Origin of the sequence: Orbus hercynius, assembly GCF_003634275.1 — a bacterium.
GTDB lineage: Bacteria > Pseudomonadota > Gammaproteobacteria > Enterobacterales > Orbaceae > Orbus > Orbus hercynius.
In genome coordinates this window covers 546966-569798 of sequence record NZ_RBWY01000001.1, presented here as the reverse complement: position 1 = coordinate 569798, position 22833 = coordinate 546966, and the positions used below count along the sequence as shown (strand labels likewise).

Genomic DNA, 22833 nt, shown 5'->3' with positions numbered 1-22833 from the left:
GGTATTTTAATTACATTTGAACTGCATTTTTATTTTCAAATAGGTTTTTAGCATTCTCTATTAAATCTTTAATAGCCCAGAATACATTAGCCTCATCTTTCTCAAGGTCGTTATTGCAAGCCATGACATAGGCTATTGATTCAGCTTGATTTAATTTTGTCATAACGATATCAATATCATCTAAATCTAATATAATTTTTCGGTTCATGTGGTAGTCCTCAGTAATTGCCCCTCTTGAGTGGGGGCTTATTTTTAATTGGGTTTTAATAGTTAGTGTAAGCTTAGCATTTGCGATAACTTAGTTAGCCCCTTCGGAGTTACTAGAACTTGCTCACAAACTTTTTCAGATCCTGAGCTATCTTGTGTTATGTAGACTTTATGCTCAAGAAGGCCTTGCTTAACTTTATCTTGATATCCCAACCAATTTCTTTGACCTCGTCGCTTATAAATCCATCCTTTTTCATTTAACAGTTGATTAAATTTATGTGGCGGCTGCTGCAAATGTTTCGCGGTGCTTGTTAAATTTAAGCTACCGTCAGATTTAGCTATTCGCTCAAAAGCATCTACATCGTCGCGCATTTCTTCAACTTGATGACCTAAATTTTTATTTTCAATTAAAAGCTGTTCTTTTTCTTCTTCAGCTTTAATCACCATTAACGCAAGTTCTTTTGTTGTTGGCAATGATGGTTGTACGTTTTTCTTTTCAGCCTCAAGTTGATAAAGACGATCAATGACAGCGGTTCTGCGCTTGATATCATAGCCAGTGATTAATATTTCAGTGTACCGTCTTGAAATATGGTATTCCCATGCGTTAGGGTTTTTAGAATCGTATTGCTCGCATCTAACGTGTTGATTTGTAAGGTAACTCAAATTTGAGTTACGGACATAATCAGCATCTTCACCACCTAATAAAGCAACCAAGATTGCACGAATATCACGGCATACATTATCATGTCTTTTATGAGTTAACGTTGCAATTTCACGGCTAGACATGGTTAATTGACTTTTTTCTACTAACGATATAATATTACTCATATATTAATTCCTTTGGTTAGTGGGTTAATTATTGAAGCCTCAAGTGTTGCAGCACTTGGGGTTTTTGTTTTATTGGATATCTGCAATTTTTCTTTCCTCCTCCTCTTTATGTTTTTTGAAAAACTCCATTGCCTCATTTATAGAATAAGTCATTGAGCGATTATCCTTTTTTGAATAATCTGCAAACCATTCTTTTAGATCTGGTCTAATCCTTAACCCAAATGGTGCTAGCTCACGTATTTTCACTTTACCTCCTCTTAATTGTTACACCGTGTAACTTACGCTTGTGATTATTACACCGTGTATCTATACTGTCAATCTTTTTTTTATTACACTGTGAAGTAATTAATTAAGGAGTTTTTATGTCAACAATTAAAGCTGGTAGGGATATTGCTCCATTTGGAGTTAGAATACCGAATGATTTAAAAGAAAAATTACAAAATTTCGCTGAAATAAATGGAAGATCATTGAATGCTGAGATTCTGTATCGCCTTGATCGATCTGTAAACGAAGATACGGCTAGCTTAATGATTGAGCATAAAGATTTATTTTTAGAAATAATCAAATTGGCTCAAGAAGAATTTCAAAAAGAACAAGAAGAAAAAGACAAAAAATAAGCCCGAGAGGGCTTTATTTGAATATTTTATTATAATTAAATATATAATCTTTGGGGGAATTCAAGCACTCAGTTAAATAACTGTTTTGATTAATTATTCCTTGTCTATTATATAAATTAATATTGCTTAGTAAAAGGTTTTCAAATTTAGCTTTTATACTATTTAATTGATTTGGTGTGATTTGTAATATTTTATACTGAAAAGTCTTATTTGATTGATTTTCATATTTTTGATTAAAACTACCCATAGAGGATTTTTTTGCGTAAGCATACTCTCTTTCCATAAGAATATCATTAATCACAAACTCTATTAAAGTATATGATTGACCGCAAAAATACAAATGGTTAGCATAATCTTTTTTGAAGTCTTTTTTTATGGATTTAGATATTAAATCATTTTCTTTTTTTCTTTTATTTTCTTTTTCAACTAATTTGTCTTTTTCTAAATTTATACGATCTATTTCTAAAATATAAGTTCTAATAGTGCAAGCTTCATCGCCAGAGGTTGAGATATTATTAATATTATAACAAAGCAGCAGCTCTTTTTTAAATTTATTATTAAACTCATTTCTTCCATTTAATAAAAATAGCTGTTCTTTATATTCTCTTCCTGTTTTATCTTTATAAACATAATCATCTGCATCTTTAACTAGTTTGGTTATTTTTTCTTCGTCAGATAGTTTGTATATTCCATATTTCTCACCAATTTTAGCGCAAGATGTTATGAACATAGCTATTATAATAAGTAAAAATTTCTTCATAAGCCCCCCTAATTAATTTAAGGGGATTATATCAAAATAACTTACCGAGTGTTACTCAAATGTGGATACATTGAGGCTGGATTGCCGACTATCAATTTTGAGTTGCTCATTCCGTCATTAACAATATCACTAATATTACTTGATGATGTGTTAATAATCATCTCTTGTATGCTAATAACCTGATTGCTACTCATCGATTGATTTGAATAGTTTTGCTGCATTAGCTGCTGCCCAGTTTGTGGTTGTTCAAGCTGGGGATTAGCGCCGTTTTTCTGGTATTCACTTATGACGTAGTCAAAGTAATTTTCAAGATAAGACGGAAACATTGATCCCCCGCCTTTTTTATACTTTCTCCCCTTAGAAAGCATCAACTCTCCGTTTTCAGCATCAATATCTTGAATATCCGCGTCTCTGTTTTTAATTACATCAATTTCGCCAGGTTTCAGTGATTTATTTTTGGATAAATATTCATTTAAAAACTTAGTTTTACTTGTGTCTGCATTTTCATTATCACTAACAACGCCAAGCCCTTTTAGTTTTTCAAGAATAATCTTAGTCCACTCTAAAATGATATCCGCTATCTTGCTGAGCGCCGGCATGGACTCCTCAATTTGAGGTGTCATTTTATTCACTTCTTCTAATATTTTTGTTGCTAGCTGGGTTAACTTAATCCGGATCGGGGTAAAGGATTCCCCTAAAACTGTCCATTGATTCTCAAGTGCTTTATCGGCCCCGACAATAGCAGCATTTCTTCGCTGCGCGCCATCGGCTCTATCTTCTGTCTGTATCGCTGACCTCTGCCCAACATTTAAGAAATCAAAAACTCGTTTATTAGAGAGAAAATTACCCACATCGCCATCAAGTCCAAGCATTCCGATCATTGACTTGCGAGTATATTCGTCATTGCTTTGTAGCATTATTGCAATAGACTTAATCGTATTAACTGGGTCAGTATTTACCGCATCAATCTTTTTACCGCTTCGGTCATAGCCGTTTAACGCTGCAATAAGCTGCTGAATTTCTGGATTACTCCCGAGACCCGCTTTATATCTAGACTGATTGTCACTTAATTTGTTGATAAGGTCATTAAGCGCACCTTCTCCAACTCCGCCCATCCTTAAAGCGGTATTAATAGCCTCTAAGTCTTTAGGAGAGGCGTTAATATTTCTTGCTTGGTTGGCTAAGTCCGTACCAGTTTTGGCGGCTAATTCAGATTTAGACATCAAGCCACTTAAGCCAAAGGATATGGCGCTAATAGCCAACAATGTCTTTAACATCGTATCAAGAGTTTTCGCTCCTTTTTTTAAGTTTTTATTAAACTTATCAACAGCTGAGTTTTTATTCTTATCGTTCTTTTTTCGTTTTTTATCTTTCTTTTTATTGGTTTTTTCTAACTTATCATCCATTAAACCCTTTTCTTTGGCTGTTTTAATGAATGAATCTTGTATTGACTTTAGTTTGCTTTCCGCATCATTCATTGATCTAATGAATTTTTCAACGCCATCAGCGTCCAGCTCTAATGTTAACTTGTCTACCGTTGCCATCTGGTTTCCTTAGAATGTTAAGATTATGGTTATCAATCTGAATCACTTCAGTTAATAAGAATAGATCTTCGAGACTGTACACCGTTTGCAGCTCGTGAAGTGTCGCCTTCCCTGATGAGATAACAATACCGACCCGAGGAGTTAAATTAACGTACTCTTTGAGCCGGTATTTGCTTTGTTCAGTTGTTAGCTTTAACGGATCTATTCTGTAATAAAATCCATGAGCATCGATAGCGATTCAGTCCTAAGACGAACTAACGTTTGCGGTGATTCGATATCCTGCTTGTCAATCGGCCGAGGGATTGATGCTGGCACTATTTTTACAAAATCAAGTAATGACTTCCATACTTCTCGGCCTTCACTAGTTGCCATTAGCCGTTGTACTATTTGACTGTTATTACTAGCGCCGGAGCAGGTAGACATGATTTTTATAAACAGCTCTTCACCGCGGAAAGCGTCGGGCATAGTAACTTCAAACATCTTGCCGGCGTCAGGTCCATTGTCAATAGTAATTATTTTTGTTTTGATAACCATTCATTAACCCTCGTATTCTTCCCAAGTGCAACGCTCAAACACCATAGCGGCGTCTACTGGTTGCATTAATCTATTTGCATTAGGCATAGCTGCAAAGCTTGTTAATGCGCCTTTTGTTAGTGTATATTTGCGTTTTAAACTCACATCAACAATTGTCATTGATAAATAAATAGGAGCGACTAACGTATTTTGAACCTGTGCGATATTTTCAAACACGGTGTAGCCGTCTTGATCTGGCATTAAATGCAATGTTAAATTCACCGGATAATAAACAAATCCTACTGATAACTTACCATCAACTCCCATTACTGATTCAGTTCTAACTAGATCATCAAGTGAACGCAAGCTATCCTCAGCGAATCCTTCGATAACTCGACCTGTAGGATATAATTCATCTGCGACCAATGTAACAATTACACTGGCGGCCGTTATGTGTTTTGCCATCTTATTGTACCTCGACTGAATTTAATGTAATTGTTCTAAACGATCCGCCATCTGCATAAAGCACGTAACATGGAGGAGTGGTCCTATTTGCGCGTGATGTAGATGTAAATTTACCGATATAAATAACATAACCTTTTGCGGTTAACGCGCTTGATGCGTCATAACCTAAAAGCTGCTTAATTTGCAGAATTTGGCTGTTATCCAAATCAGTGCCGGTAACGCAACCGCCCCATGATTTAAATTGTTCTAAAGGTGTGACTAATGGACTTGCTAGCATTTCCTTTCCGGCTGGATTGTACGGAATACCAAGGTTAGACATAAAAGTATTCAAAATTGTTAATTGAATGTTTGCATTAAGCCAAGCTTGAGCTGCGTGAGTATCAGCCCACATGAAATCACCCGTTACTCTACCCGGTTGCCACATAGCATAGCTATCAATATTTGCCGCATAACCGCCGTAGAAGTTATAACCATTATCATTTAATGCGTCATAATCGGCATTGCTTGAAACATCAGGCGTTAACCCATCTAATGAACGATAATGCAAAGGAACGCGACCATTAACGCGGTTAAAGTCTAAAGATGCGTAATAACCAAGTACATTAACTGGCTTATCATAGGACAATGAATAAACAGGAGTAACGTTAGCGTAATTTGCTTCGTTAATTTTATATAAAATAGTTTCTGCGCTGCCGCTAACTAAAGCTGTTCCGCTTGAAGTCCATCCCACATAGTTAAATCGTGCCTCTTGAGCATTAACCCAGTCTGCAAAATCAATATGCTGTGCGTCCGTTGCTTCAAACAATGTTGTAAATGAATACCAGTTTGCTGTTTTGCTAAGTAGAGATGCGAAAAAACTATCCGCCGTCATTCCAGCGTTGCCTTCCGATATATAAGCCCCGCTTTCCATGCTGAGCGCCAGTGCGTCTGCAACCAGTCCAGATGCAAAACCAATGCTTGAATCCTCCGGCTTAACAGAGCCGGTCAAACAATATATTTTGAATTGCTTTGTTATTTCATTGTATTCAATCTCGGCTCCTGATAACTCTCCGCCGATAATTTCAGCGGCAGAATCAAATGAAGCCGCTGATGATAAATCAACTTCAACGGTTTGTTCTTCTCCATTGACTGATAACGTCATTTCTCCTTTGATTTTTTTCAAATCAGCAAGAGTTAATTTCAAATTGTTACCAATTAGTGCGGCCGCAGAACTGTTTGCGCTATATCTTGCAAAGAATAATTTTGACGGTGTAGTTGTTGCGTTATTTACACCTTGAAAGTAAATTTTAGCTGCTTTGTGCTCATCGGAATTTGACCCGAATTTAGCCAATACAGTATCACTACTTGCAAAAGGTAAGGCGGTACCAACAGGTAAGTAATCATTATCCGATAAGATAACGCCGTTAAGGTCAATTGCATTACCTGCCGCTTTAATAACACTAGGTAATACCTTAATTAACCGATTTAATGATATAGACATTATTTAACCTCGATTGTTTTTACGTTTATTGATTCGATAAAATCGATTGTGCGAGATATCTCGTTATAAATACTGAATTCCATTTCTAACGCATATCTGTTTTCATAGTTTTGTTGTTCATTAACGAAAGGCATTCGACCACGCTCAACAATCTTAGCTAGATTGATGCTCGGTGAATCTTCGCTTTCATACCAGTAGCTAGTCGGGTTTTGGCTTAACACAACAATCGCATCATAAACTTGACCAGCATCCTTGCCGTAGATGTCCACTTGGAAAGTAACTAGCGTTGTCCGTCTTGATGTTTCGGTTGCATCATCCTTTGAGTATCTCGTGCTTGGTAGTGATAATGAACGGCGGTAAAGCATGGTGATTACGATGCTATCTTTTTCCAGTGGCGCGTTTTGATTGCCGTAAATTATGGTTAAGTCAGTAAACAGCTCTAAATATTTTCTAACCGCTTTATAAATATCGGATTCGCTTAACCCGTAATCGATTTTTCCTGCTCGCATAAAATTACTCTGCTCCATGTTGGCCACTGCTCAGGAACGTGTATGACCTTGTATTCCCTATCATCAAACACAAAAATGTCAGGTGATTTTTTGTCGATCCGATTAACCCCGTCATAATGGCCTTTAACGTAAACAACTATAAAGTTGCCTTGAAATTCAAGATTGTTTAAGAACAAGATGTCGTTTTGTGTTAATTGCTGACGCTGTATTCTTACTTCCAATATCTCTCTTTTAGGCTGCCAAACCCCCTCAACATATTCGCCACCTAAATCCTTATAAATAGTTGCGGGTATATCTGGATTAATAGGCTGGATTAAGCTGTTGGCTATGGCTTTTACGTTAATTTTCATTATTAATTACCCACTGAACGGCTTGATACATAACCTCAGTATCAAGTAATGGTTTATCGGGATGCAGTGATTTCTTAGCTCGCTTAGCTGCTTTGGTTGCTTCGGATAAAGGCGGATCTTGAAAGGCTGCAATTGACGCTTTAATATCAACAACAATATCCTGCCCTAATATTGTTAACACCTGATCAATAGTCGCACCTTGCTCTAAAAGAAGTCTAACTTTAGCAACCCAATCATTTTTATTTTCAGCAATAGCTTGCCTAAAAAAAGGGCGAGGCGGCTGGTTATTTTCTGGAACGCCAAACTCATTCCAATAAGCCACCTCAGCAACTTTTGTACCATCGGGATAAGTTGATCCTTCAAAGAATCCAACTTCAAGCGACTTACCTTTCAGTTGTTCGGCTTGTTTTTTGTAGGCCTTTAATTTAGCCTCTAAGATTCCACCACCTGCCATTGGTTCCCTCCCAGCTCGGACGAGATTGCACGGACTGATAATTAAAGGTTCTATACTTAGATGTCATTTCCCAATATTCAGCGCCAAATGGTGTTTTTAGGTACCAAGCGTTACGAGGCGTTATATTGTGAGTTGCCATGCTAATTGATACGCTCCCCTCGGTTGCTGATGACATAACGCCCGCATACCATTCACCATTAATCGCTTGAGCTTGAAGCGTAACAATGTGAGCGGTGAGCATATACAGCATTATCTTCCGAGTTGTTAAGTTTTTAACGTAGCCGCATTTAGTGTTGTTGACATAGGTTTCAGCCTTGGAGAAGCTAAACTCAAGCATGGTATCGTTAAACTTTTCTTTATCAGCGAACATTGGATAAACAAGCCTAAACTCTTCGACATCAAACTCTACGATATCCATAATTAACCCTTAGCGATTTTTTTACCGCCTGCGCGTTTATCACCTTCTTGTCCTAGACCTTCAAGTCCTGTGCTCTCATCTTTTAATTCTTCTTTTTGTGCTTTTGCTGATTTTTCAGTTTTAGCTGTGAAAATGAATTGATTTTTGACTAGTTTGTTATCTTTGTTAGCTTCTAACCAGGCGTTATATAAATCTTCATCAACAGTGGTCATCGCCATAGCGCCGTGTAGGTTATTTTTGTTTTCTTGATTTGCTGTTAAATCAGTTTTAGAGCCATTGATTACAAAAGACTTTAATTCGCCATTAATTAATACTTCTAACTTTAAGTTTTGAGGAAATCGACTGCATACAATAATATTTGCCATTTTTAACCCTTAATAAAAAAGGGGCATATAGCCCCATAAAATGAAACGTAACTAAATTAAATGCCTAGCATTGAAGCAAGACCAACTGGCTGCTTAACAATTAATCCCCATGTACCTGCAGAGATTTTTTGTTTGTAAGAAGATGAAGCGGGGATCAGACGGTGTGAGCGTAACTTCTCAGTGAAGCCAGCAGCACATACCGGACGACCATCGACAGAATCAAACACCATTGTTAGCTGTTCACCTGCATCGGTAGATAACTCTGGAGCTTGAACGATTTCTAGGTTAGTAAATGCACCTTTAATCAGTTCTAATGCTGATTTAGACCCCACATAAGCATCTGTCGCCAATAAACGAGTATAACGAACTGGTGAAAGTGTCACTTTTACTTTATCAGTAATTTCGATGTTACCACCAGCATGATTCTGTGCATCTTCAAATAATTTTAGGAAATCATTATAAATTTCGATATTTGTCGCATTCGTCCATGTTGTCCCGCCACCTGCTTTAGTGTTTGGTGAAATGGTTGGATTTAAGTTAGGGTCATTGAATAAACCATAAGTTTGAAGCCCATCAACACCGTAGTAATAAGATGCATTGCGGAATTTTTCAAGCGTTAAAAATGCGGCATATTTCAAATCGCCAACGCGATCGATATTAGCTAACGCGTATGACTCAACATCACGATCACCAAACTCAACAAAGGTCTGAGCTTCAAATGATTGACGATAGAACCAGTTATAGTTAGCGCCAGTCGTGCCATTTTCGCTAAAGTCGCCATAAGCACCATAGTTACCGGTTGGCTCTTCAAAGCGTCCTTGATATTGCTTTGTTGTCCAGTTTCCGTATTGGAAAGCGCCAAATGTCTGTTCACCACGCATAGGAGTAAACAATGCTTTAATCGATTGTGGATCAATGTATAAAGCTAGAAAATCAGGAATACCTACACTAGCCTGACCAATCAAAGCGGCATCATTAGCTAGTCGAGCGGTATCACTACGAAAAGCAGGACGTCCGCCCATCACAGCAATACCCGCATTAGCTAATTCTTGCGCAGATGCTTGTTGTAATAATTTTTCAAAATCCATTATATTTAGTCCTTAGTAAGTTGAAATGATAGCAAGCTCTCCGGCTGCCGCATCTTTAACAAATTTAAAGTTAGTTTCTACAGCTCCCGCAACTTCCGCGCCAGCATCACCAGCCAAGATTGAGCCATCAGTAGTTGATGTAAAAACTTTTTGACCTTTGGTTGCTGCATTGGTAGAGGTGGCATAAAAATCACCAGCAACATGCACCGTAGTTTCAACACCTTTACTGATAGTCATAGTTGAGCTTGAAAAACTTCCGATGTAAGAAAAGTTTCCTGTGTGTGCAACAAATCCAGTTGGCGTACCTGTGCCTTTATTGCTAACGATTCTATCTGTAGCCCAGCAGAACCCGCCGACAATAACCGTTCCATCTGAAACAAAACCACCATTATTACTAATCGCCGTAGCTCGTGGGTTAGCCGATGCGAAATCACCTTGAACAGCCGTTGCTGGGTACATCCCTACATTTTGTTGTAAATCTGCCATTATTTAGTCCTTAGATATGTTTTAAGTTCATAGCTTGAGCTAATGAGTTGCTAGTTTGAATTGCGCTATCGTTGGCTTTTGCTGCTTTATTCGCCTTAGATACGGCTTCAAACGTTGCTTGATATGCCGATACTGGTAACGTAGATACATCAACGCCAAAGTGTTTTAATCCTGCTTTGTAGATATCACCCGCATTATCCATAGCAAGCTCGCCAACGAAAGGCCGTACAGCTGATTGAGCTTTAGAGACGCCTTGCATTTCAGCAATCACTTGCTTGCGAATCATGGCGGCATCGTTTGCTTTTTTGCCTTCTTCGTCTTTTGCTTTATCTTCAGCGCCTTTGGCTTTTTCTTTGTAGTCGTCAAGTTCAGCTTGCTTATCAGCTAACTCTTTTTTAAGTTTTTCGATGCGATCATCATACTTAGCGTCTTTGTCATCTTCTGACTCGTCACAAGCTTTCTTATCTTCATCGTCTGCTTTTTTATCTTCGTTATCTTTGCCTTTATCTGATTCCTTTTTATCGTCCTCATCATCAGCTTTCTTTAGCGCATTTTCGATATCTTCGTCTTTAGCGTCATTTGCTAATAAAGAACCGAATAGTTTTTTAAATTCGCTTAACTTCATGTTTTTTAGTTCCTCTGTTGAAATATCCAGATCGCTATCTGCGACCGCTACTTGTGAGCCTGCACGCCCTTGTTCTACGACTGCGACGTGATTACCCACAATGTCGCGCATGATTCCGTCGTAATGAACCCCTTCGAACTCTCCGCTAGTCATATCTGCTCGATAAAAGTAACTACTAGAAAGTTCTTTAACCTTGTTATCTTCAATCAATACTATGTCTTGTTCATCCCATACGGCGGTTGATACAACGAGAAATGGATATTCAAAGTGACAATCAGTGCCCGTCGAGCCTATGATCATTTCTTTTGGTATGTCTCCCGCGTGTATATCGTGATGTCCGCGAAGTAAAGGCTTGCCATTGAATGTTGATGCTGACCTTGCTAGCTCGTCAGGATCGCGAAACATCATGTATACTTTGCCTGGCAGTAATCCAAGCTCTTGCCAGTTTGGAATGTCTCTACCGTAGTATGGGTTTACTGCTGCTTTTGAGATGTTGCAATTAGCAACGTTTAGATATCCGTTTACATCCTTAACTCTTGCTGAATCATTAGCTAATAACTCTTTTATTTTGCTTAATATTCCTTTTCCATTTTCCATATTAATAATCCATTAAAAATCACCAAGATAAGCTCGCCATGTGCAGTGGCAATTAACTAGCTCACCGGGCAAAATGTATTCACCATCTATGTAAGCCCCTTTTTCTAAATCAAATACCAATTTATCGCGGCCAGCCTTAACGTGACTTTGGCGTTTGTCTTTACCTAATCCACTATGAACCCATATGCCTTTTTTAATGCCTACATCTAACTGACGCTGACGATTAAATGCTACCGTTGCTTTGTTAGCTTGGTCCTTTGCAATATTCTTAGCTCGACGACTTGCCACGCCAAATCGATATTCAAGTATTTCAGTGAGTGTTTTTAAGTCATTACCTCGTTCAATACAGCGCATTACAGCGCCTTGCACTTCTTCAAGGTATTTACTTGGTATGCTGCGGATAAGCCCTACATTCTCAGCTATCTTGCTTTGAATTTTTGCTTGCATCTTCTCTGTCATTTGGAACTTGATTGTCAGGTCAGCATTTTTGAAATCACGACTTAGTCTGCGATCAACCATATTCAATGATTCATCAGTGAAGCCAGTTGCTATCTCATTTGCCTCATGTAAAAACCTATCGCCCCACTTATCAATTGATTCACGAAACCGATCTGCAATGAGATTGACGTAATAAGGATTACTTTTGGCTTCTGTGTAGTCTTTGATTAGTGCGTTGATGTCGGTTTGAGTGATTTTTACGAGTTTAGCTAGCTTCTTGTGATAATTTGCTTCAATAATTGATGATGGTCTAATCGAATTTATCTTCAGGGTTTTCAGGTTCTTTTTCATCCTCCTCCCTCTCGATATCCTCTAAGCTAGCGTAAGCAGGATTACCGTTATTTTTTAGGATTGTTCTAGCCTCAGTGTCAGCAACAACACCCCTATCGACCAATTCGCCTAATGTAGCCGTCTCAATCGCCTCAATCTCTGCTTTCTCTTTCTCTGTAAGCTCTTGCATCGGTATAAAGTCAAACGTGATACTGTCATCTACCACCCCGAACAAAGAAATTTGAACGATGTTGATGATATATTGCAAAGGCTCTCTGATATAAGCTTCTTTAAGCGCTGCTATCATGTCGTAAAAGACTTGAATCTCACCCTCACTAGATGCATTTAACCCACTCGGAGTGTTCCCGGTTAATTTAACTACCGGGATGCCCGTAACTTGGCTTGGCTGCTCCTGATACTTAGTTATCATTTCAGCAATGCCGGCCATAGAGACGTTGATATTACTTAGCTCTTCTTTTTCATAATCAAGCAACATAACGCCGTTTGTGCTTTTTATTTTCGTGAAGAGCTTAGCGCGGTAATTTAAATCAGTGGCGGCTCTAACTAAATCATCAGGACTGCAATCACCAGATGCAAGCAAAGTTTGCATATCTGTTTTAAGCGCGAAAACATTACTACCCTTGACTAAGTCTTTTCCGCTATCTCTAACGGTTAGCCAGTTGTTTACAGTTGGCTCAACCAATTGAAGTAAAGATAGGCCGCCGTAGTTAAACGCTGGTTTTAAGAATGTGGCCACTTCATTGGTGATTAAAGTAATTAATCTATCCTTATGAACTTCTTTACCTGCAACATACCATGTTGTTGGTTGGTAATAATCTTCCTTTAACGGGTCGATTGTATTTAATGCCGCCGCAGTAGTTTGGATTGGTTCAATTAAGTTTAGTGAGACGATCCCGTCTTCAGGTATTTTAGTTTTACTGAGCGATAGCGCCGCTTTTAATTCCATGGGGTCATCAAGAACTAAGCCAGTTCCTTTTGGCATCTTTAAATTAATATAAAGCTGTCCGCGGCCATAGATGAAGTTATGCGCTATCAGTTCACCGAATCGAGTTTGAACATTTAGTCTTGATAACTCTTTCTTAATCTTGTTAATTTTTTCGGATATATCATCCTTAACTTCTTCATCATCACCCGTATATTTAAGCTCAATCCATTTGCGCGTCATTTCGGTAGACATCACCTCTATGATCTTGCGAAACTCCGGCATGTTATAAAGCTGCGCGTAATGAGGATATCCTTTAAAAACAACGCCGTTATAACCTATAGCGCCATCAATAACATATTGCATATTAGTGTAAGCGCCATCGTTTGCTAGTTGGTGGCTATGCTTTTCTCCGCCCTCTGGCACAACGTAACTCGGTGGTCGGTATGGCTTGATTATTTCACTAACACTTATTTTATTTTGTTGTTCGTTAATTAACTGCTCAACAGCTATTCTAAAAATATCAGTGTTATTGTTTTTTTTAGTGCTATCTGTTTTTGGCGCAGGAGTAACTCTCGAATTTAATCGCTTTTTCTTCTTTGACATTTAGCACCTATAGATAATTAAATATATTTGGATTGATTGACATTGGTCTAGGCATGACATCAGCAAACGCCATAATGAAAGCATCGGCTTTGTTCGGGCTTGGGATTCCGCGCTTCTTCATATCTTTCTTTGATTCAACTTTAACACGGCCATTGCCGTCATAGTCAACTTGTGGTCTTGATAGTTCAGCAATGAGATAATCTTTATCTTTCATCTTGCTGGATATGCTAATTAATTGATCTGGATTGAATTTATCACCGTGCTTAACAGCTCGCCATGTGTTGTAACATTTATCTGCAACAGATTGCCAAGCTTGAGCCTTGATGTTTGAAAACATATCTTTGTTCTTTTTCCCTTTCACGTATTCAGCGTCAGGCTTGAAAACAGCCCCGCCAGCATTAAAGCCGGTTGCTTTTATTCCGTCGGTTCGGTTATATCTCGCTTTTACACCAGCACCAACCCCGATCGAGTCAAATATAATATCGTCGCATTTGTTACGTTTAAAATAGTCAGCAACCCGGTCAGCTGAATAAATAACATCCTCGCCTTTCCATTCGTCACAATCTAAGGCTATTGCCCCGTGTCGCATCACTAGCGCGTTTTTATCGTCGCCATCGTCTGCAACGTCGAATCCTACGCGCCTAATTCCTTCTGGTTCAAATCCAAGTTTAATATGTGAATCAATGCAAGCTTCAAGCCACATAGGCTTAATAAATGCTTTTGAGCTATCAGCGACTGGCTCACCTAACCAGATATGACGATATAATTCGAAGTCTTTTTCTTTGCACTCTTCCATTTGAGCCGGCAATGGTGACTCATAGAAATAAGGATTAACGTCGTAATTTGCTTTTAGCACAATGGAATTACTTGGAGGAGATATAACAAATCTTTGATACGTGTCATCAAGTATATTTTTAGGGTTAAAGCTAACCCATATCTCTGAGTTTTTGTCGCCACGAATTGACGGCAATAACACATCCCACGAATCTTTTGTTACCGCTTCCGCTTCCTCAACCCAACATATTCCAACGCCTTGGATTGATTTAATTTTGGTGATATTATTTTTAACACCAGCAAAAACAAATGTTGTTTTACTGCCAAGGTGTATTATTGTATTCTTCTGTATTTCAAACTCTTTGTCGTAACCAAGTCTATTAATAGTTTCGGTTAGTAGCTTATGTACTGAGTCGCTAATTGATCCTTGAAACTCACGTGTGCATAAAATAACAGTCCTTGTTCGTCTTGCTACTTCAATAGCTAACTCAGCAAAGAAATATGATTTCCCACTACCTCGCCCACCATAAGCAACCTTGTAAGGCGCGCTATTTATAAATGGTTCAAAGTAAGGATTAGCCATTCTTGAAAATCTCACTAAGAGGTTTATCTACAATTCCAATGTTTAAATCAGTCTCTCTTTGCTCTTTAAACGCCTGCACATCAATATGCTTACCAAGCAATTCAAGGTTTTTGACTTTATCAGGCCATTTGATTTTTTTCATAATGGCTTCAGTATCTCCGCTACCAATAATAGCGATATCTAATCCTGACAATGTGGTTCGCCATACTTTTGGCCATTCTCGAATAGGAAGCAAATCGCCGCTATCATTAAGAATATCTACTACATCCATCTGATCAATCTCAGTTAGCCGCTTTAAGACGTAATCAGCATCAATCTTGTTGCGTTCGTTGCGTTCACCCATTAACTCCTGAATAAAGTTTTTAACCTTAGCATTTCTTAGCAGCTTTGATCCTGTTACTTCTGCACTGTTTTTTTTGTATCCTGCTTTAATAGCTGCTTGTGTCGCGTTGAGATCAATTAAGTACTCACGACAAAACAGCTCTTGTTTTGCGGTGAGCTTTGCCATATTTATTCCTTATGCTGCTAATAACTGCTGTTCCTCAAATAATGGGATGATATGATTACGTTTGAACATTTCCATTAATTTGGTTTTGCGCTCTTCATAATTCATACCAAGTTGAATAAATGCTGTATTGGCCCTTTGTAAGTCAGTAATGCATTTAATTTGACATGGTGTTAGATGATCACGAATTGGTTCGTTTTTACCTATATCATGAATGTCTTTAAATTTTGAAGCTGTCATTCCCAAAGCCAATCGGTTAATGAGGTTTGCTTCATTGCTAAAATCATACGGTTTTGGCTCTTTCCCATTAGATTTCAATTCATACTTAAGGGCATCAGTCATGGGTCGGTATTCTGCTCTTGCTAATTCACGGGTTGCTTTTCGTTGATAATCTTCTTGCACACTCTTATCAAAGGTTCTAATTACATGTAGATGGAATTTAGCATTAATCCACATTGCGTACGCATACACCAATTCTTTGCAAACGTAAGTACCTTGTTTCACTCCACCTTTAACAACCGAAGTCGGAATTCCGCCATCGCTTATAATTTCATCAATAAGTTCCTTTGTTTGTTGGTTTGAAAGCCAATAACTAGGTTTATGCTTATTTTCGCCTCCCGATGCTTTATGGATATCATTAATGCAAAATAAGCCTTTTTTATCTTGATTAATTTTTGTATTTAAGATTGAAATATTCATATTGATGTCTCTCTATAGAATGAGCCTAAGTTCGCACAGAATAGACAGCCCCAAGAGTTAGACATTAACTGTCATTCTCTTAGACTCATTCTGTAAAGCTCTTGGTTGATAATTGCCGTACGACAGGCATTAAAAAACCACCCGAAGGTGGCTGAATTTAGACGTAAAAAAACCGCAATTAAGCGGTTATTGAATAGTTATGCAGATTTATTTTATATCTTCGCGGTAATTTTTATATTTTATGCAATAAAAATGAATAATTATTTGATCACTGTGATTTTTATAACTCTTGCTGAGACTCTTTTCTTATCTTTATACTCAGTGTTAACTTGATACTCATGACAGCCAGAAACATTCTCACCATTTAAATATAATTTGATACATTTAAGAAGGGCTTGGGTAAATTCTGAATTCCAGTAATCATCAAAGTCTATTTTTTGGTCGGCAAAGTATGGCACCATTCTATTATTGAAACGAAATTCATATCTTCTAGCGTGAAATATGTTAATTAAAGACTCAGTGATATTGAATGTGCTAGATGAAGATAGTGGACTATAATTTTCTAATTTATTTTTAGAGTCCTGCTTTATGAAATCTAAGTAATATTCATTGTCACTGACATTTATTTCACTAAAATAAAATCCAGAAACCAATCTTTCATAGTCATCGAAATAATCTTCCACTCTTTCAATTAATAGCATAATCACCTCTTATTTAGATGATTTATTATACCATTAATTACCATTCCAGCCATCGTTAATTAAGTCGTCAAATTCATCTTTCATTTATTAATCTCTCTTATTGCTCAACTAAGCAAACGTTTTTTATATATGATTGCAACCCTAAGACTTGGTTGTCTTTTGTGATGATGTCATCTCGGAGTAGATAATAATTTTGTCGAGCTTCTCCAGTGAGTTCGCAGGCGTTTGCATCATCCATGCCGGCGGAGCCGGTTTGGTTTGGCTTACTATTGTTGAGCTGCAAGCTGGCAATATTATTGATAACGTTATTATACTGCTTATCATTTTCAGATTTTGCATCGGTTAGCTCCTGCGTAAATTTGTGATCAATCTCATTCACTTTCTGCACTAAGGTTTGATATTGACTAAACTCAGACTTAACTTGCACTAACTCGGTTTTAACCGAGCCGAGTTCTACATAGGTGTTTTTGATATCAACTAAGATAGTAACAAGCAAGCCAAATACTGCGATGATTGCTATCACTAAGATAAATTTAAATCGAGTAGACATAATTCACGCTCTTTTTCTCGTCTGATAACTAGGCCGTTTAACACTTTACCCGCCGATTTATTCCATCTTGGCAATTCATCGCAGGCGGATGGATAAGTCCCATTATTCAGGTAACGATACATCGTTGATGTTTTCATCTTAGAACAGCCAACATTGAAAGTGATTGATACGGTTGCATCAAACACTGATTGCGGTAACTTAGCTCCGCTTGCGTATTGATTCACACATTGCTCGGCGTGTTTGATATCAGTCACCCAACGCGCCGCAATTTCCTCGTCAGAATAGGCCCGCTGTTCAATGGTTCCAGTTGTTGAGCCAATGCCAACAGTTAAAATATTCGCCGGGCAATAATAAGGTTGGTTACGGCAGCTTTCAGCATTGCCGATAATCTCAAGTCCTTGTTTGCTGGTGCGGATGTCATCATTGTAATCAGTCAACACAATACCAATGATCGCTGAAACACTACAAATCGCAGTTGTTGCTATCTTTGTTAAGTTTCGCATAGTGCTCTTCTCTTAATGTCTTTTTATGCTGAAAGTCGCGACGCTTATAAGCCCAGTTAATACAAAATGTAGCGATAGATAAGATTATCCCAATAACAATAGCTATATCGTTCAAGCTAAGCGCTCCAATTAACGTGCAAATAACACCCCAGAAATAAGACAGAGGCGATGTGAATTTATCCATATTTAATGTCTTCATACATGCCTCCTACTGGAAGCGGTTGGTTAATGAGTGGCGGCGTACTAGCTAATAGCATTGTGCTTGATGTGAGTGTGTCTAGTGTTGCCGCCGATTTGAATTGAGTAAGTCGAGTATTTAGATTTAGTTTTAGTTTTATTAGAGTTACCAACTTACTCAAATTTTGGATATAAAAAAACCGCAATTAAGCGGCTTATTCTTTATTATTCTATTATTTATCAAAAAAGCTTTCTATTTGATATTTTAAATCAACGAGAGCATCAGCTCTTAGCTCTTTTACCTCATCAATATCAATATCGATTAGCGCTATTTCTTTAGCTTCAATCGCACTAGCTATGTCATTACTTGATAAAAACTCATCTTCTGCAATTTGTATCGCTTCATCAATAGATATTTGATTGTTTTTTATTTCGCTGTTTATGATTTTTATTACTGACCATTTTAAACTGCATAAAAATGTTTTAATTTGTTCTTTGTGTATGCGTCGCGGTAGATAATGAGTTTCGCCGCAAACTAGACTCATTTGCTCATAAAAATCAGAATCACCATTTTTAATATTAACCGCAGATTGAATCTCGAATAATCTACGCTTCATTAGATCGTCGAGTTCATTATCTACAAAATTAGGAACATTCCCACGTGATAGCCAGTCCGTCACCCTGCGGCGATCAACTCTCAAGTATTCAGCAAGTTGAGCTTGCCATGATCCACCGAACAACATTTCGCCATAAAATTTTAGTTCTGAACTTAACATTTTTCTCTCCTAGAGGTTGGCGCACTCAGAGCGCGCCGGATTTATTAATCTATTTCTTTATTTAAAGAGGAAACAAGACATTTAGATGAACCATCAAAGCGGTTAGTATTTAAGTCAAAATATAATTTGTGTTTTTTGTCATTGAAATTAATATTTGAATCTAGCGCTTTAACCAAGTCCATGTTTAAGTAAATGCGTTTCATATCGCCTTTTTCCCAAACCTTGCCGCCTGCTGCCAATAATTTTTCTAATGCTGTTGATGCGTTCATATTTAATCTCCTAGATTTCGACTGCAACCAATTTGCTGTCTATGAGAGATATAATAGCGGACTAACGTCCGCATGTCAATAATTATTTTCACACTTTAAATAAAAAAGCCCGACGGTTAAGTCAGGCTTATAAATTATTTGTTGATAGTTAATTGGTAGGTTATGGCGGTTGATTTCGTACGTTCCCCAACGAAAGAAAATCAACCACCTAGGCAAAAGATATTAAATAGCAAAAAAACCGTTTGGCTTTAAGAGATAAATAATAACTTTAAACGTAACTATACAACATAAATAGTGTAGTATATTTAGAGTGCAAATGCAACACTTTAGCGATAAAAAGTTAAACTTATTACTAAATTTGCTGCTATTTTTCTAAATAATGTTGAAATTTGAGATATTGCTCACAATAAAACTATGCAGCTCATTTAGGCGATTAAAAACCGTCCTCCGGCTAATGCTTAATTCTGTCGCAATATCGCAAGCTGTTAACCTCTCGCTCCAGTCACAGCCATAATCAACCACATCAAAGCCTTTGTAGTAAAGCTCTGCAACTTTGTATTGTTCTTGTTTTTTCTTATCATTTGAGTTTTTAAGAGACAATAACGAAACCTCGACAAATTCGATTTCATTCTCGATCACTATCTTGTCACAGCGAGGATATAACGCGCTAAACATAGAGCTAATGTTTTTATAACCGCATCGACTTGAATATGAGTTAACAGCACCCCAAGCCTTTAGCATTCGCTTTGCTTCATCAACCAACTGCTCACGCTTAGTCTCTTCAGCTTGCTTGCGTTCTTTTTCAACAAGATTGATTAAATTGGCAATCTGCTTTGTACTCATTGCTTTAACTTCTACATATTCATTAACTAACATTGATCACCCCTTGCGATTTCACTAATAATTATTTCAATCTTTCCGCCTTTTAATACTTCTTTCCGTTCACTGTGTAATATATCTATTTGGTCGTCATCGATAATTACACCGCTATGAGTTAAAGCGTCAAAGATAGCTTTATTAATATTATCTAAGTCACGTTTACGTCTATCCGGCATGTACGCGTTAATATCAACCCTAATCCGTTCTGATAGCTTTTTATTGGCTTTATTTTGCAAAACAATACCGGTTACTTCATTTCTAAATTGAATGCCTTGAGGTTTAATATAGCGGCGATTTCCGACTGCTCCCCAATAATGATTTACAGTTGGCGGATAAGGTAAAGTTAACTTAATCATGCTTTAAACCCCGATAAACTTAACACTCGCTCAGGAACGTGAATTTTTTTATCTAATAATATTTCCACTTGCATTTTGTATAGCTCCATTTCTGTGCCATATTGCTTAACAAATCTAGCCTTATTTTTATGTATAGCTTCGCACCCACTGCCTATTTGATGATGATTGCCACATGGCGCTAAAACCAACCAATGCGCATCTGGCTTGGTTCTGCCGTCGATATGATGAACACTGACATAATCATTAAATCGCCCCTCAAGCCAACAAGCTAAACAGCCGACATGCTGGCAAATATCATCATGAAATTGTTCTTGCTCTTTAGTTACATTGCGAGATTTAAGCATTAACTACTCCAAATTATCTTTATAAAAGTCAAAAATCAGAGGGGAAAGAGCCAAACTACACAGAAATGATATTCCCCCGATGAATCCAACATTTATGTTAAAAAAATCACCGCCGCAACCAACGTACGCAAAAAACACGAAACCACTTGTAATAAATAAAATTATAAATATTGAAAAAATTAACGCTTTCATCATTTCACCTGCTCATCTTGTAGTTTTCGATATTCACAATCGTTTGGTATTCTTAATTCAAATCCGTTTTGATAAGCCCATGTTTCAATTCTTTGTAAATATATGTGCATATCTCCGGTATCTAATTCTGAGGTCTTTTTTAAGCGTTTAACGCGTCTTTCTTCACCTGTCACAACATCGGTATAACTAACAACCTCATAGCCTAAGAACGCCTTTTTTAAGTCCTTTTTTACGTTGTCGATATCAAACTCATTTTTTCCTATTCGCTCATTGCCTTGTTTAGCGATGTCCGCATACCACATGTGTGATAACGAGTTCTGATCAATGCTGCGCTTATCTTTCCAAACCTTGATGATAATTCGATATCGCTTGCCGCTTAAAACGAGCTCAGATAAAGTTTTAAATACGCTTTTAATGTTTGATTCGTGTAAGCAAATATCTTCCATTGTTAACCCCTACACAAATGCTTTTTACTTTCAAAGATAGACTTGTACTCATTAGCTTTTGCAATATCTTGCTCTAGAGCATCTTTGTTTCCTGCTCTAATTCGATACTTTAAAATATTACCCAAGCAAAACCCTTTAAACTGCTCTTCTGTCATACTGCAAGCGATAACATCTATGGATTCAAAGCCGTCAATTATTTGATAGTGCTTCGGATTTTTAACTTGTTCACTAATCACTCGCCGCCTTTTTCTTTTTCTTTTTTGGTTAATTATAATCATTGTTCAACTCCGTTAATCATTAACTTTGGTTTATTTTTCATGCGTTCGTGATAGCGTCTATATGCTCCTTTAGTTCTCATCCAGTAAATGAAGGCATTAACCGGGAAAAGGAACGGCGTTGTAACCACTGCGATCGCATAAAACAGTAAAACTAGAAAGTAAATAGGGAACATATAAGCTTCTTGATTTAAAATCCAAAAAAACTCATCTTTAATATTTCTAAATTCTTTAAAACTAAAGCTTGATGCTTTTAATGACAGACAACTCATAAAGTCAGGATAATAACCATCCCTCATGGACTGATTTTGGTTTTTGAGAAAATCATCTAGTGTTGGCTTAGTCATCATTACTCCTAGCCAATTCAATTTTTTTAAGCCATGCCCTAAATAGTTTTTTAACTTCTTTTTCAACATATAAACCTTTTTTTGTTTTTCTGAATAACACAGCCTTTGCTTCGTTTGCTTTATCACCAAATTCAAGCGCAATTTTTTCCTCAAGGCTGAACTCAAAAGCCAATTGCTCAATTTTGATATTTAGTGGTGTTAATTTAGTCATTGAATACCCCTTCTTTAACTCCGCTTCGGATTGCCAAACTTAACCTCATTAACCAGTCAGCCATTTTTTTAGCATTTTCTTTTTTAGTTGAAAGCTCTGGAAAATCATCAAACTTAACATCTAGTTTAAATCTCCCAAATTTATCAAGATTAATTATAAAATCCTGACGTAATGTGGTTTCTTTATTGCTGTGGGATAACTCGTAAACCCATATTCTGCTGCCGTTTTCTCGGTCTTTTTTATATTCAACTAATTCGCTTTTTGCTCTAGTCATTGATTGAATCCTTATGCTTTTCGTAAAATTTCCAAGCTATTTGAAGATCAATCATTCCTTTTGTTCTAAGTATTTTTTGCCAAAAATAATTAAGCGTAGCTTGAACAGTAAAGCCGACAATAAATAAAATCACACAAAATGAAGCAGTAAAAACAACCACCGCACCAATCCACCAAAATATTGAATCAATCATACTCACCCCACTATTGCCCAAATAACCAAAGCCCAAAAACTAAAACTAACTAGAGACCAAAAAGCCAACAATCTGAACGCGTACTTATCTAGTTCTTTCACCCATCAACTCCTCTAATATCTGCCTAATTTCTTCTTTATCGCTACGCTTGTTTAG

At 37.3% G+C, this 22833-nt stretch carries 37 protein-coding genes; 1 reads left to right on the top strand and 36 read right to left on the bottom strand.

What is annotated here, in order from left to right; genetic code table 11:
- Positions 1-10: 10 nt before the first annotated feature.
- The 3 genes from DES39_RS02810 to DES39_RS10915 all read right to left on the bottom strand — a co-directional run bounded on the left by DES39_RS02810 (position 11) and on the right by DES39_RS10915 (position 1281).
- Entirely contained in the window at positions 11-208 is a 198-nt protein-coding gene (locus DES39_RS02810; protein ID WP_121144237.1) for a hypothetical protein, read from the bottom strand.
- Between the two features lie 62 nt (positions 209-270).
- Complete coding sequence (locus DES39_RS02805; protein WP_121144236.1) at positions 271-1035, bottom strand: phage antirepressor KilAC domain-containing protein; 765 nt, start codon at positions 1033-1035, stop codon at positions 271-273.
- Positions 1036-1104: 69 nt separating this feature from the next.
- A complete protein-coding gene (locus tag DES39_RS10915; RefSeq protein ID WP_170143320.1) occupies positions 1105-1281 on the bottom strand; it encodes a hypothetical protein in 177 nt (58 codons plus the stop codon).
- Positions 1282-1397: 116 nt separating this feature from the next.
- On the opposite strand from DES39_RS10915, the gene DES39_RS02800 reads away from it, so the two are divergent.
- Positions 1398-1652, top strand: a complete 255-nt coding sequence (locus DES39_RS02800) for an Arc family DNA-binding protein (RefSeq protein ID WP_121144235.1) — start codon at positions 1398-1400, stop codon at positions 1650-1652.
- Between the two features lie 13 nt (positions 1653-1665).
- On the opposite strand, the gene DES39_RS02795 is transcribed toward DES39_RS02800, so the two are convergent.
- The 33 genes from DES39_RS02795 to DES39_RS02625 form a co-directional block, all read right to left on the bottom strand.
- The gene (locus tag DES39_RS02795) at positions 1666-2412 is read right to left on the bottom strand and encodes a hypothetical protein (protein WP_121144234.1); all 747 of its coding nucleotides are present in this window, start codon (positions 2410-2412) and stop codon (positions 1666-1668) included.
- Between the two features lie 41 nt (positions 2413-2453).
- The gene (locus DES39_RS02790) at positions 2454-3956 is read right to left on the bottom strand and encodes a hypothetical protein (RefSeq protein ID WP_121144233.1); all 1503 of its coding nucleotides are present in this window, start codon (positions 3954-3956) and stop codon (positions 2454-2456) included.
- 201 nt (positions 3957-4157) lie between these two features.
- A complete protein-coding gene (locus DES39_RS02780) occupies positions 4158-4436 on the bottom strand; it encodes a hypothetical protein (RefSeq protein ID WP_170143319.1) in 279 nt (92 codons plus the stop codon).
- Positions 4437-4493: 57 nt separating this feature from the next.
- Positions 4494-4934: a phage tail fiber protein gene (locus DES39_RS02775; RefSeq protein ID WP_121144231.1), complete on the bottom strand. Its 441-nt coding sequence runs from the start codon at positions 4932-4934 to the stop codon at positions 4494-4496.
- Position 4935: 1 nt separating this feature from the next.
- The gene (locus DES39_RS02770) at positions 4936-6414 is read right to left on the bottom strand and encodes a DUF3383 domain-containing protein (RefSeq protein WP_121144230.1); all 1479 of its coding nucleotides are present in this window, start codon (positions 6412-6414) and stop codon (positions 4936-4938) included.
- Complete coding sequence (locus DES39_RS02765) at positions 6414-6941, bottom strand: phage neck terminator protein (protein ID WP_147405414.1); 528 nt, start codon at positions 6939-6941, stop codon at positions 6414-6416. Before DES39_RS02765 ends, DES39_RS02770 begins: the two co-directional genes overlap by 1 nt.
- Entirely contained in the window at positions 6893-7273 is a 381-nt protein-coding gene (locus DES39_RS02760; protein ID WP_121144228.1) for a hypothetical protein, read from the bottom strand. Before DES39_RS02760 ends, DES39_RS02765 begins: the two co-directional genes overlap by 49 nt.
- Entirely contained in the window at positions 7263-7727 is a 465-nt protein-coding gene (locus tag DES39_RS02755; protein ID WP_121144227.1) for a hypothetical protein, read from the bottom strand. The genes DES39_RS02760 and DES39_RS02755 overlap by 11 nt, the downstream gene beginning before the upstream one ends.
- Positions 7699-8145 (bottom strand): DUF4054 domain-containing protein, encoded by a 447-nt coding sequence (locus tag DES39_RS02750; RefSeq protein WP_121144226.1) that lies wholly within the window; start codon positions 8143-8145, stop codon positions 7699-7701. Before DES39_RS02750 ends, DES39_RS02755 begins: the two co-directional genes overlap by 29 nt.
- Positions 8146-8147: 2 nt before the next feature.
- Positions 8148-8510, bottom strand: a complete 363-nt coding sequence (locus DES39_RS02745) for a hypothetical protein (RefSeq protein WP_121144225.1) — start codon at positions 8508-8510, stop codon at positions 8148-8150.
- Between the two features lie 56 nt (positions 8511-8566).
- A complete protein-coding gene (locus DES39_RS02740) occupies positions 8567-9598 on the bottom strand; it encodes a major capsid family protein (protein WP_121144224.1) in 1032 nt (343 codons plus the stop codon).
- A gap of 12 nt (positions 9599-9610) precedes the next feature.
- Positions 9611-10084, bottom strand: a complete 474-nt coding sequence (locus tag DES39_RS02735) for a structural cement protein Gp24 (RefSeq protein ID WP_211324595.1) — start codon at positions 10082-10084, stop codon at positions 9611-9613.
- Between the two features lie 10 nt (positions 10085-10094).
- Complete coding sequence (locus tag DES39_RS02730; RefSeq protein ID WP_121144223.1) at positions 10095-11306, bottom strand: DUF2213 domain-containing protein; 1212 nt, start codon at positions 11304-11306, stop codon at positions 10095-10097.
- A gap of 12 nt (positions 11307-11318) precedes the next feature.
- Positions 11319-12095: a phage head morphogenesis protein gene (locus tag DES39_RS02725; RefSeq protein ID WP_170143318.1), complete on the bottom strand. Its 777-nt coding sequence runs from the start codon at positions 12093-12095 to the stop codon at positions 11319-11321.
- Positions 12055-13623 (bottom strand): phage portal protein, encoded by a 1569-nt coding sequence (locus tag DES39_RS02720; protein ID WP_121144222.1) that lies wholly within the window; start codon positions 13621-13623, stop codon positions 12055-12057. Before DES39_RS02720 ends, DES39_RS02725 begins: the two co-directional genes overlap by 41 nt.
- Positions 13624-13630: 7 nt before the next feature.
- Positions 13631-14980, bottom strand: a complete 1350-nt coding sequence (locus tag DES39_RS02715) for a PBSX family phage terminase large subunit (RefSeq protein WP_121144221.1) — start codon at positions 14978-14980, stop codon at positions 13631-13633.
- Entirely contained in the window at positions 14973-15488 is a 516-nt protein-coding gene (locus DES39_RS02710) for a terminase small subunit (protein WP_121144220.1), read from the bottom strand. Before DES39_RS02710 ends, DES39_RS02715 begins: the two co-directional genes overlap by 8 nt.
- Before the next feature lie 9 nt (positions 15489-15497).
- Positions 15498-16184 carry a KilA-N domain-containing protein gene (locus tag DES39_RS02705; RefSeq protein WP_121144219.1) on the bottom strand — a complete coding sequence of 229 codons (687 nt, stop codon included), beginning with the start codon at positions 16182-16184 and terminating at the stop codon, positions 15498-15500.
- 260 nt (positions 16185-16444) lie between these two features.
- Positions 16445-16885 carry a hypothetical protein gene (locus DES39_RS02700; protein ID WP_121144218.1) on the bottom strand — a complete coding sequence of 147 codons (441 nt, stop codon included), beginning with the start codon at positions 16883-16885 and terminating at the stop codon, positions 16445-16447.
- Between the two features lie 97 nt (positions 16886-16982).
- Complete coding sequence (locus tag DES39_RS02695) at positions 16983-17435, bottom strand: lysis protein (protein WP_121144217.1); 453 nt, start codon at positions 17433-17435, stop codon at positions 16983-16985.
- Positions 17408-17938: a lysozyme gene (locus DES39_RS02690; protein ID WP_121144216.1), complete on the bottom strand. Its 531-nt coding sequence runs from the start codon at positions 17936-17938 to the stop codon at positions 17408-17410. Before DES39_RS02690 ends, DES39_RS02695 begins: the two co-directional genes overlap by 28 nt.
- Positions 17898-18137 (bottom strand): phage holin family protein, encoded by a 240-nt coding sequence (locus tag DES39_RS02685; RefSeq protein WP_211324594.1) that lies wholly within the window; start codon positions 18135-18137, stop codon positions 17898-17900. The genes DES39_RS02690 and DES39_RS02685 overlap by 41 nt, the downstream gene beginning before the upstream one ends.
- Positions 18138-18348: 211 nt before the next feature.
- Positions 18349-18891 carry a hypothetical protein gene (locus tag DES39_RS02680; protein WP_121144215.1) on the bottom strand — a complete coding sequence of 181 codons (543 nt, stop codon included), beginning with the start codon at positions 18889-18891 and terminating at the stop codon, positions 18349-18351.
- Positions 18892-18935: 44 nt separating this feature from the next.
- Complete coding sequence (locus DES39_RS02675; protein ID WP_121144214.1) at positions 18936-19160, bottom strand: hypothetical protein; 225 nt, start codon at positions 19158-19160, stop codon at positions 18936-18938.
- Between the two features lie 372 nt (positions 19161-19532).
- Complete coding sequence (locus DES39_RS02670; RefSeq protein WP_121144213.1) at positions 19533-20036, bottom strand: hypothetical protein; 504 nt, start codon at positions 20034-20036, stop codon at positions 19533-19535.
- A complete protein-coding gene (locus DES39_RS02665) occupies positions 20030-20395 on the bottom strand; it encodes a RusA family crossover junction endodeoxyribonuclease (RefSeq protein WP_121144212.1) in 366 nt (121 codons plus the stop codon). The genes DES39_RS02670 and DES39_RS02665 overlap by 7 nt, the downstream gene beginning before the upstream one ends.
- Positions 20392-20739, bottom strand: a complete 348-nt coding sequence (locus DES39_RS02660) for a Ref family recombination enhancement nuclease (protein ID WP_121144211.1) — start codon at positions 20737-20739, stop codon at positions 20392-20394. Before DES39_RS02660 ends, DES39_RS02665 begins: the two co-directional genes overlap by 4 nt.
- A 191-nt stretch (positions 20740-20930) precedes the next feature.
- Positions 20931-21377, bottom strand: a complete 447-nt coding sequence (locus DES39_RS02650) for a NinB/YbcN family protein (RefSeq protein WP_121144209.1) — start codon at positions 21375-21377, stop codon at positions 20931-20933.
- 2 nt (positions 21378-21379) lie between these two features.
- Positions 21380-21655: a DUF3310 domain-containing protein gene (locus DES39_RS02645; protein ID WP_121144208.1), complete on the bottom strand. Its 276-nt coding sequence runs from the start codon at positions 21653-21655 to the stop codon at positions 21380-21382.
- Positions 21652-21999 carry a hypothetical protein gene (locus DES39_RS02640; RefSeq protein WP_121144207.1) on the bottom strand — a complete coding sequence of 116 codons (348 nt, stop codon included), beginning with the start codon at positions 21997-21999 and terminating at the stop codon, positions 21652-21654. Before DES39_RS02640 ends, DES39_RS02645 begins: the two co-directional genes overlap by 4 nt.
- Positions 21992-22210, bottom strand: coding sequence for a hypothetical protein (locus DES39_RS02635; RefSeq protein ID WP_121144206.1), 219 nt, complete (start codon positions 22208-22210; stop codon positions 21992-21994). The genes DES39_RS02640 and DES39_RS02635 overlap by 8 nt, the downstream gene beginning before the upstream one ends.
- A complete protein-coding gene (locus DES39_RS02630; RefSeq protein ID WP_121144205.1) occupies positions 22203-22484 on the bottom strand; it encodes a hypothetical protein in 282 nt (93 codons plus the stop codon). The genes DES39_RS02635 and DES39_RS02630 overlap by 8 nt, the downstream gene beginning before the upstream one ends.
- Entirely contained in the window at positions 22477-22677 is a 201-nt protein-coding gene (locus DES39_RS02625; RefSeq protein WP_121144204.1) for a hypothetical protein, read from the bottom strand. Before DES39_RS02625 ends, DES39_RS02630 begins: the two co-directional genes overlap by 8 nt.
- Between the last annotated feature and the right edge of the window lie 156 nt (positions 22678-22833).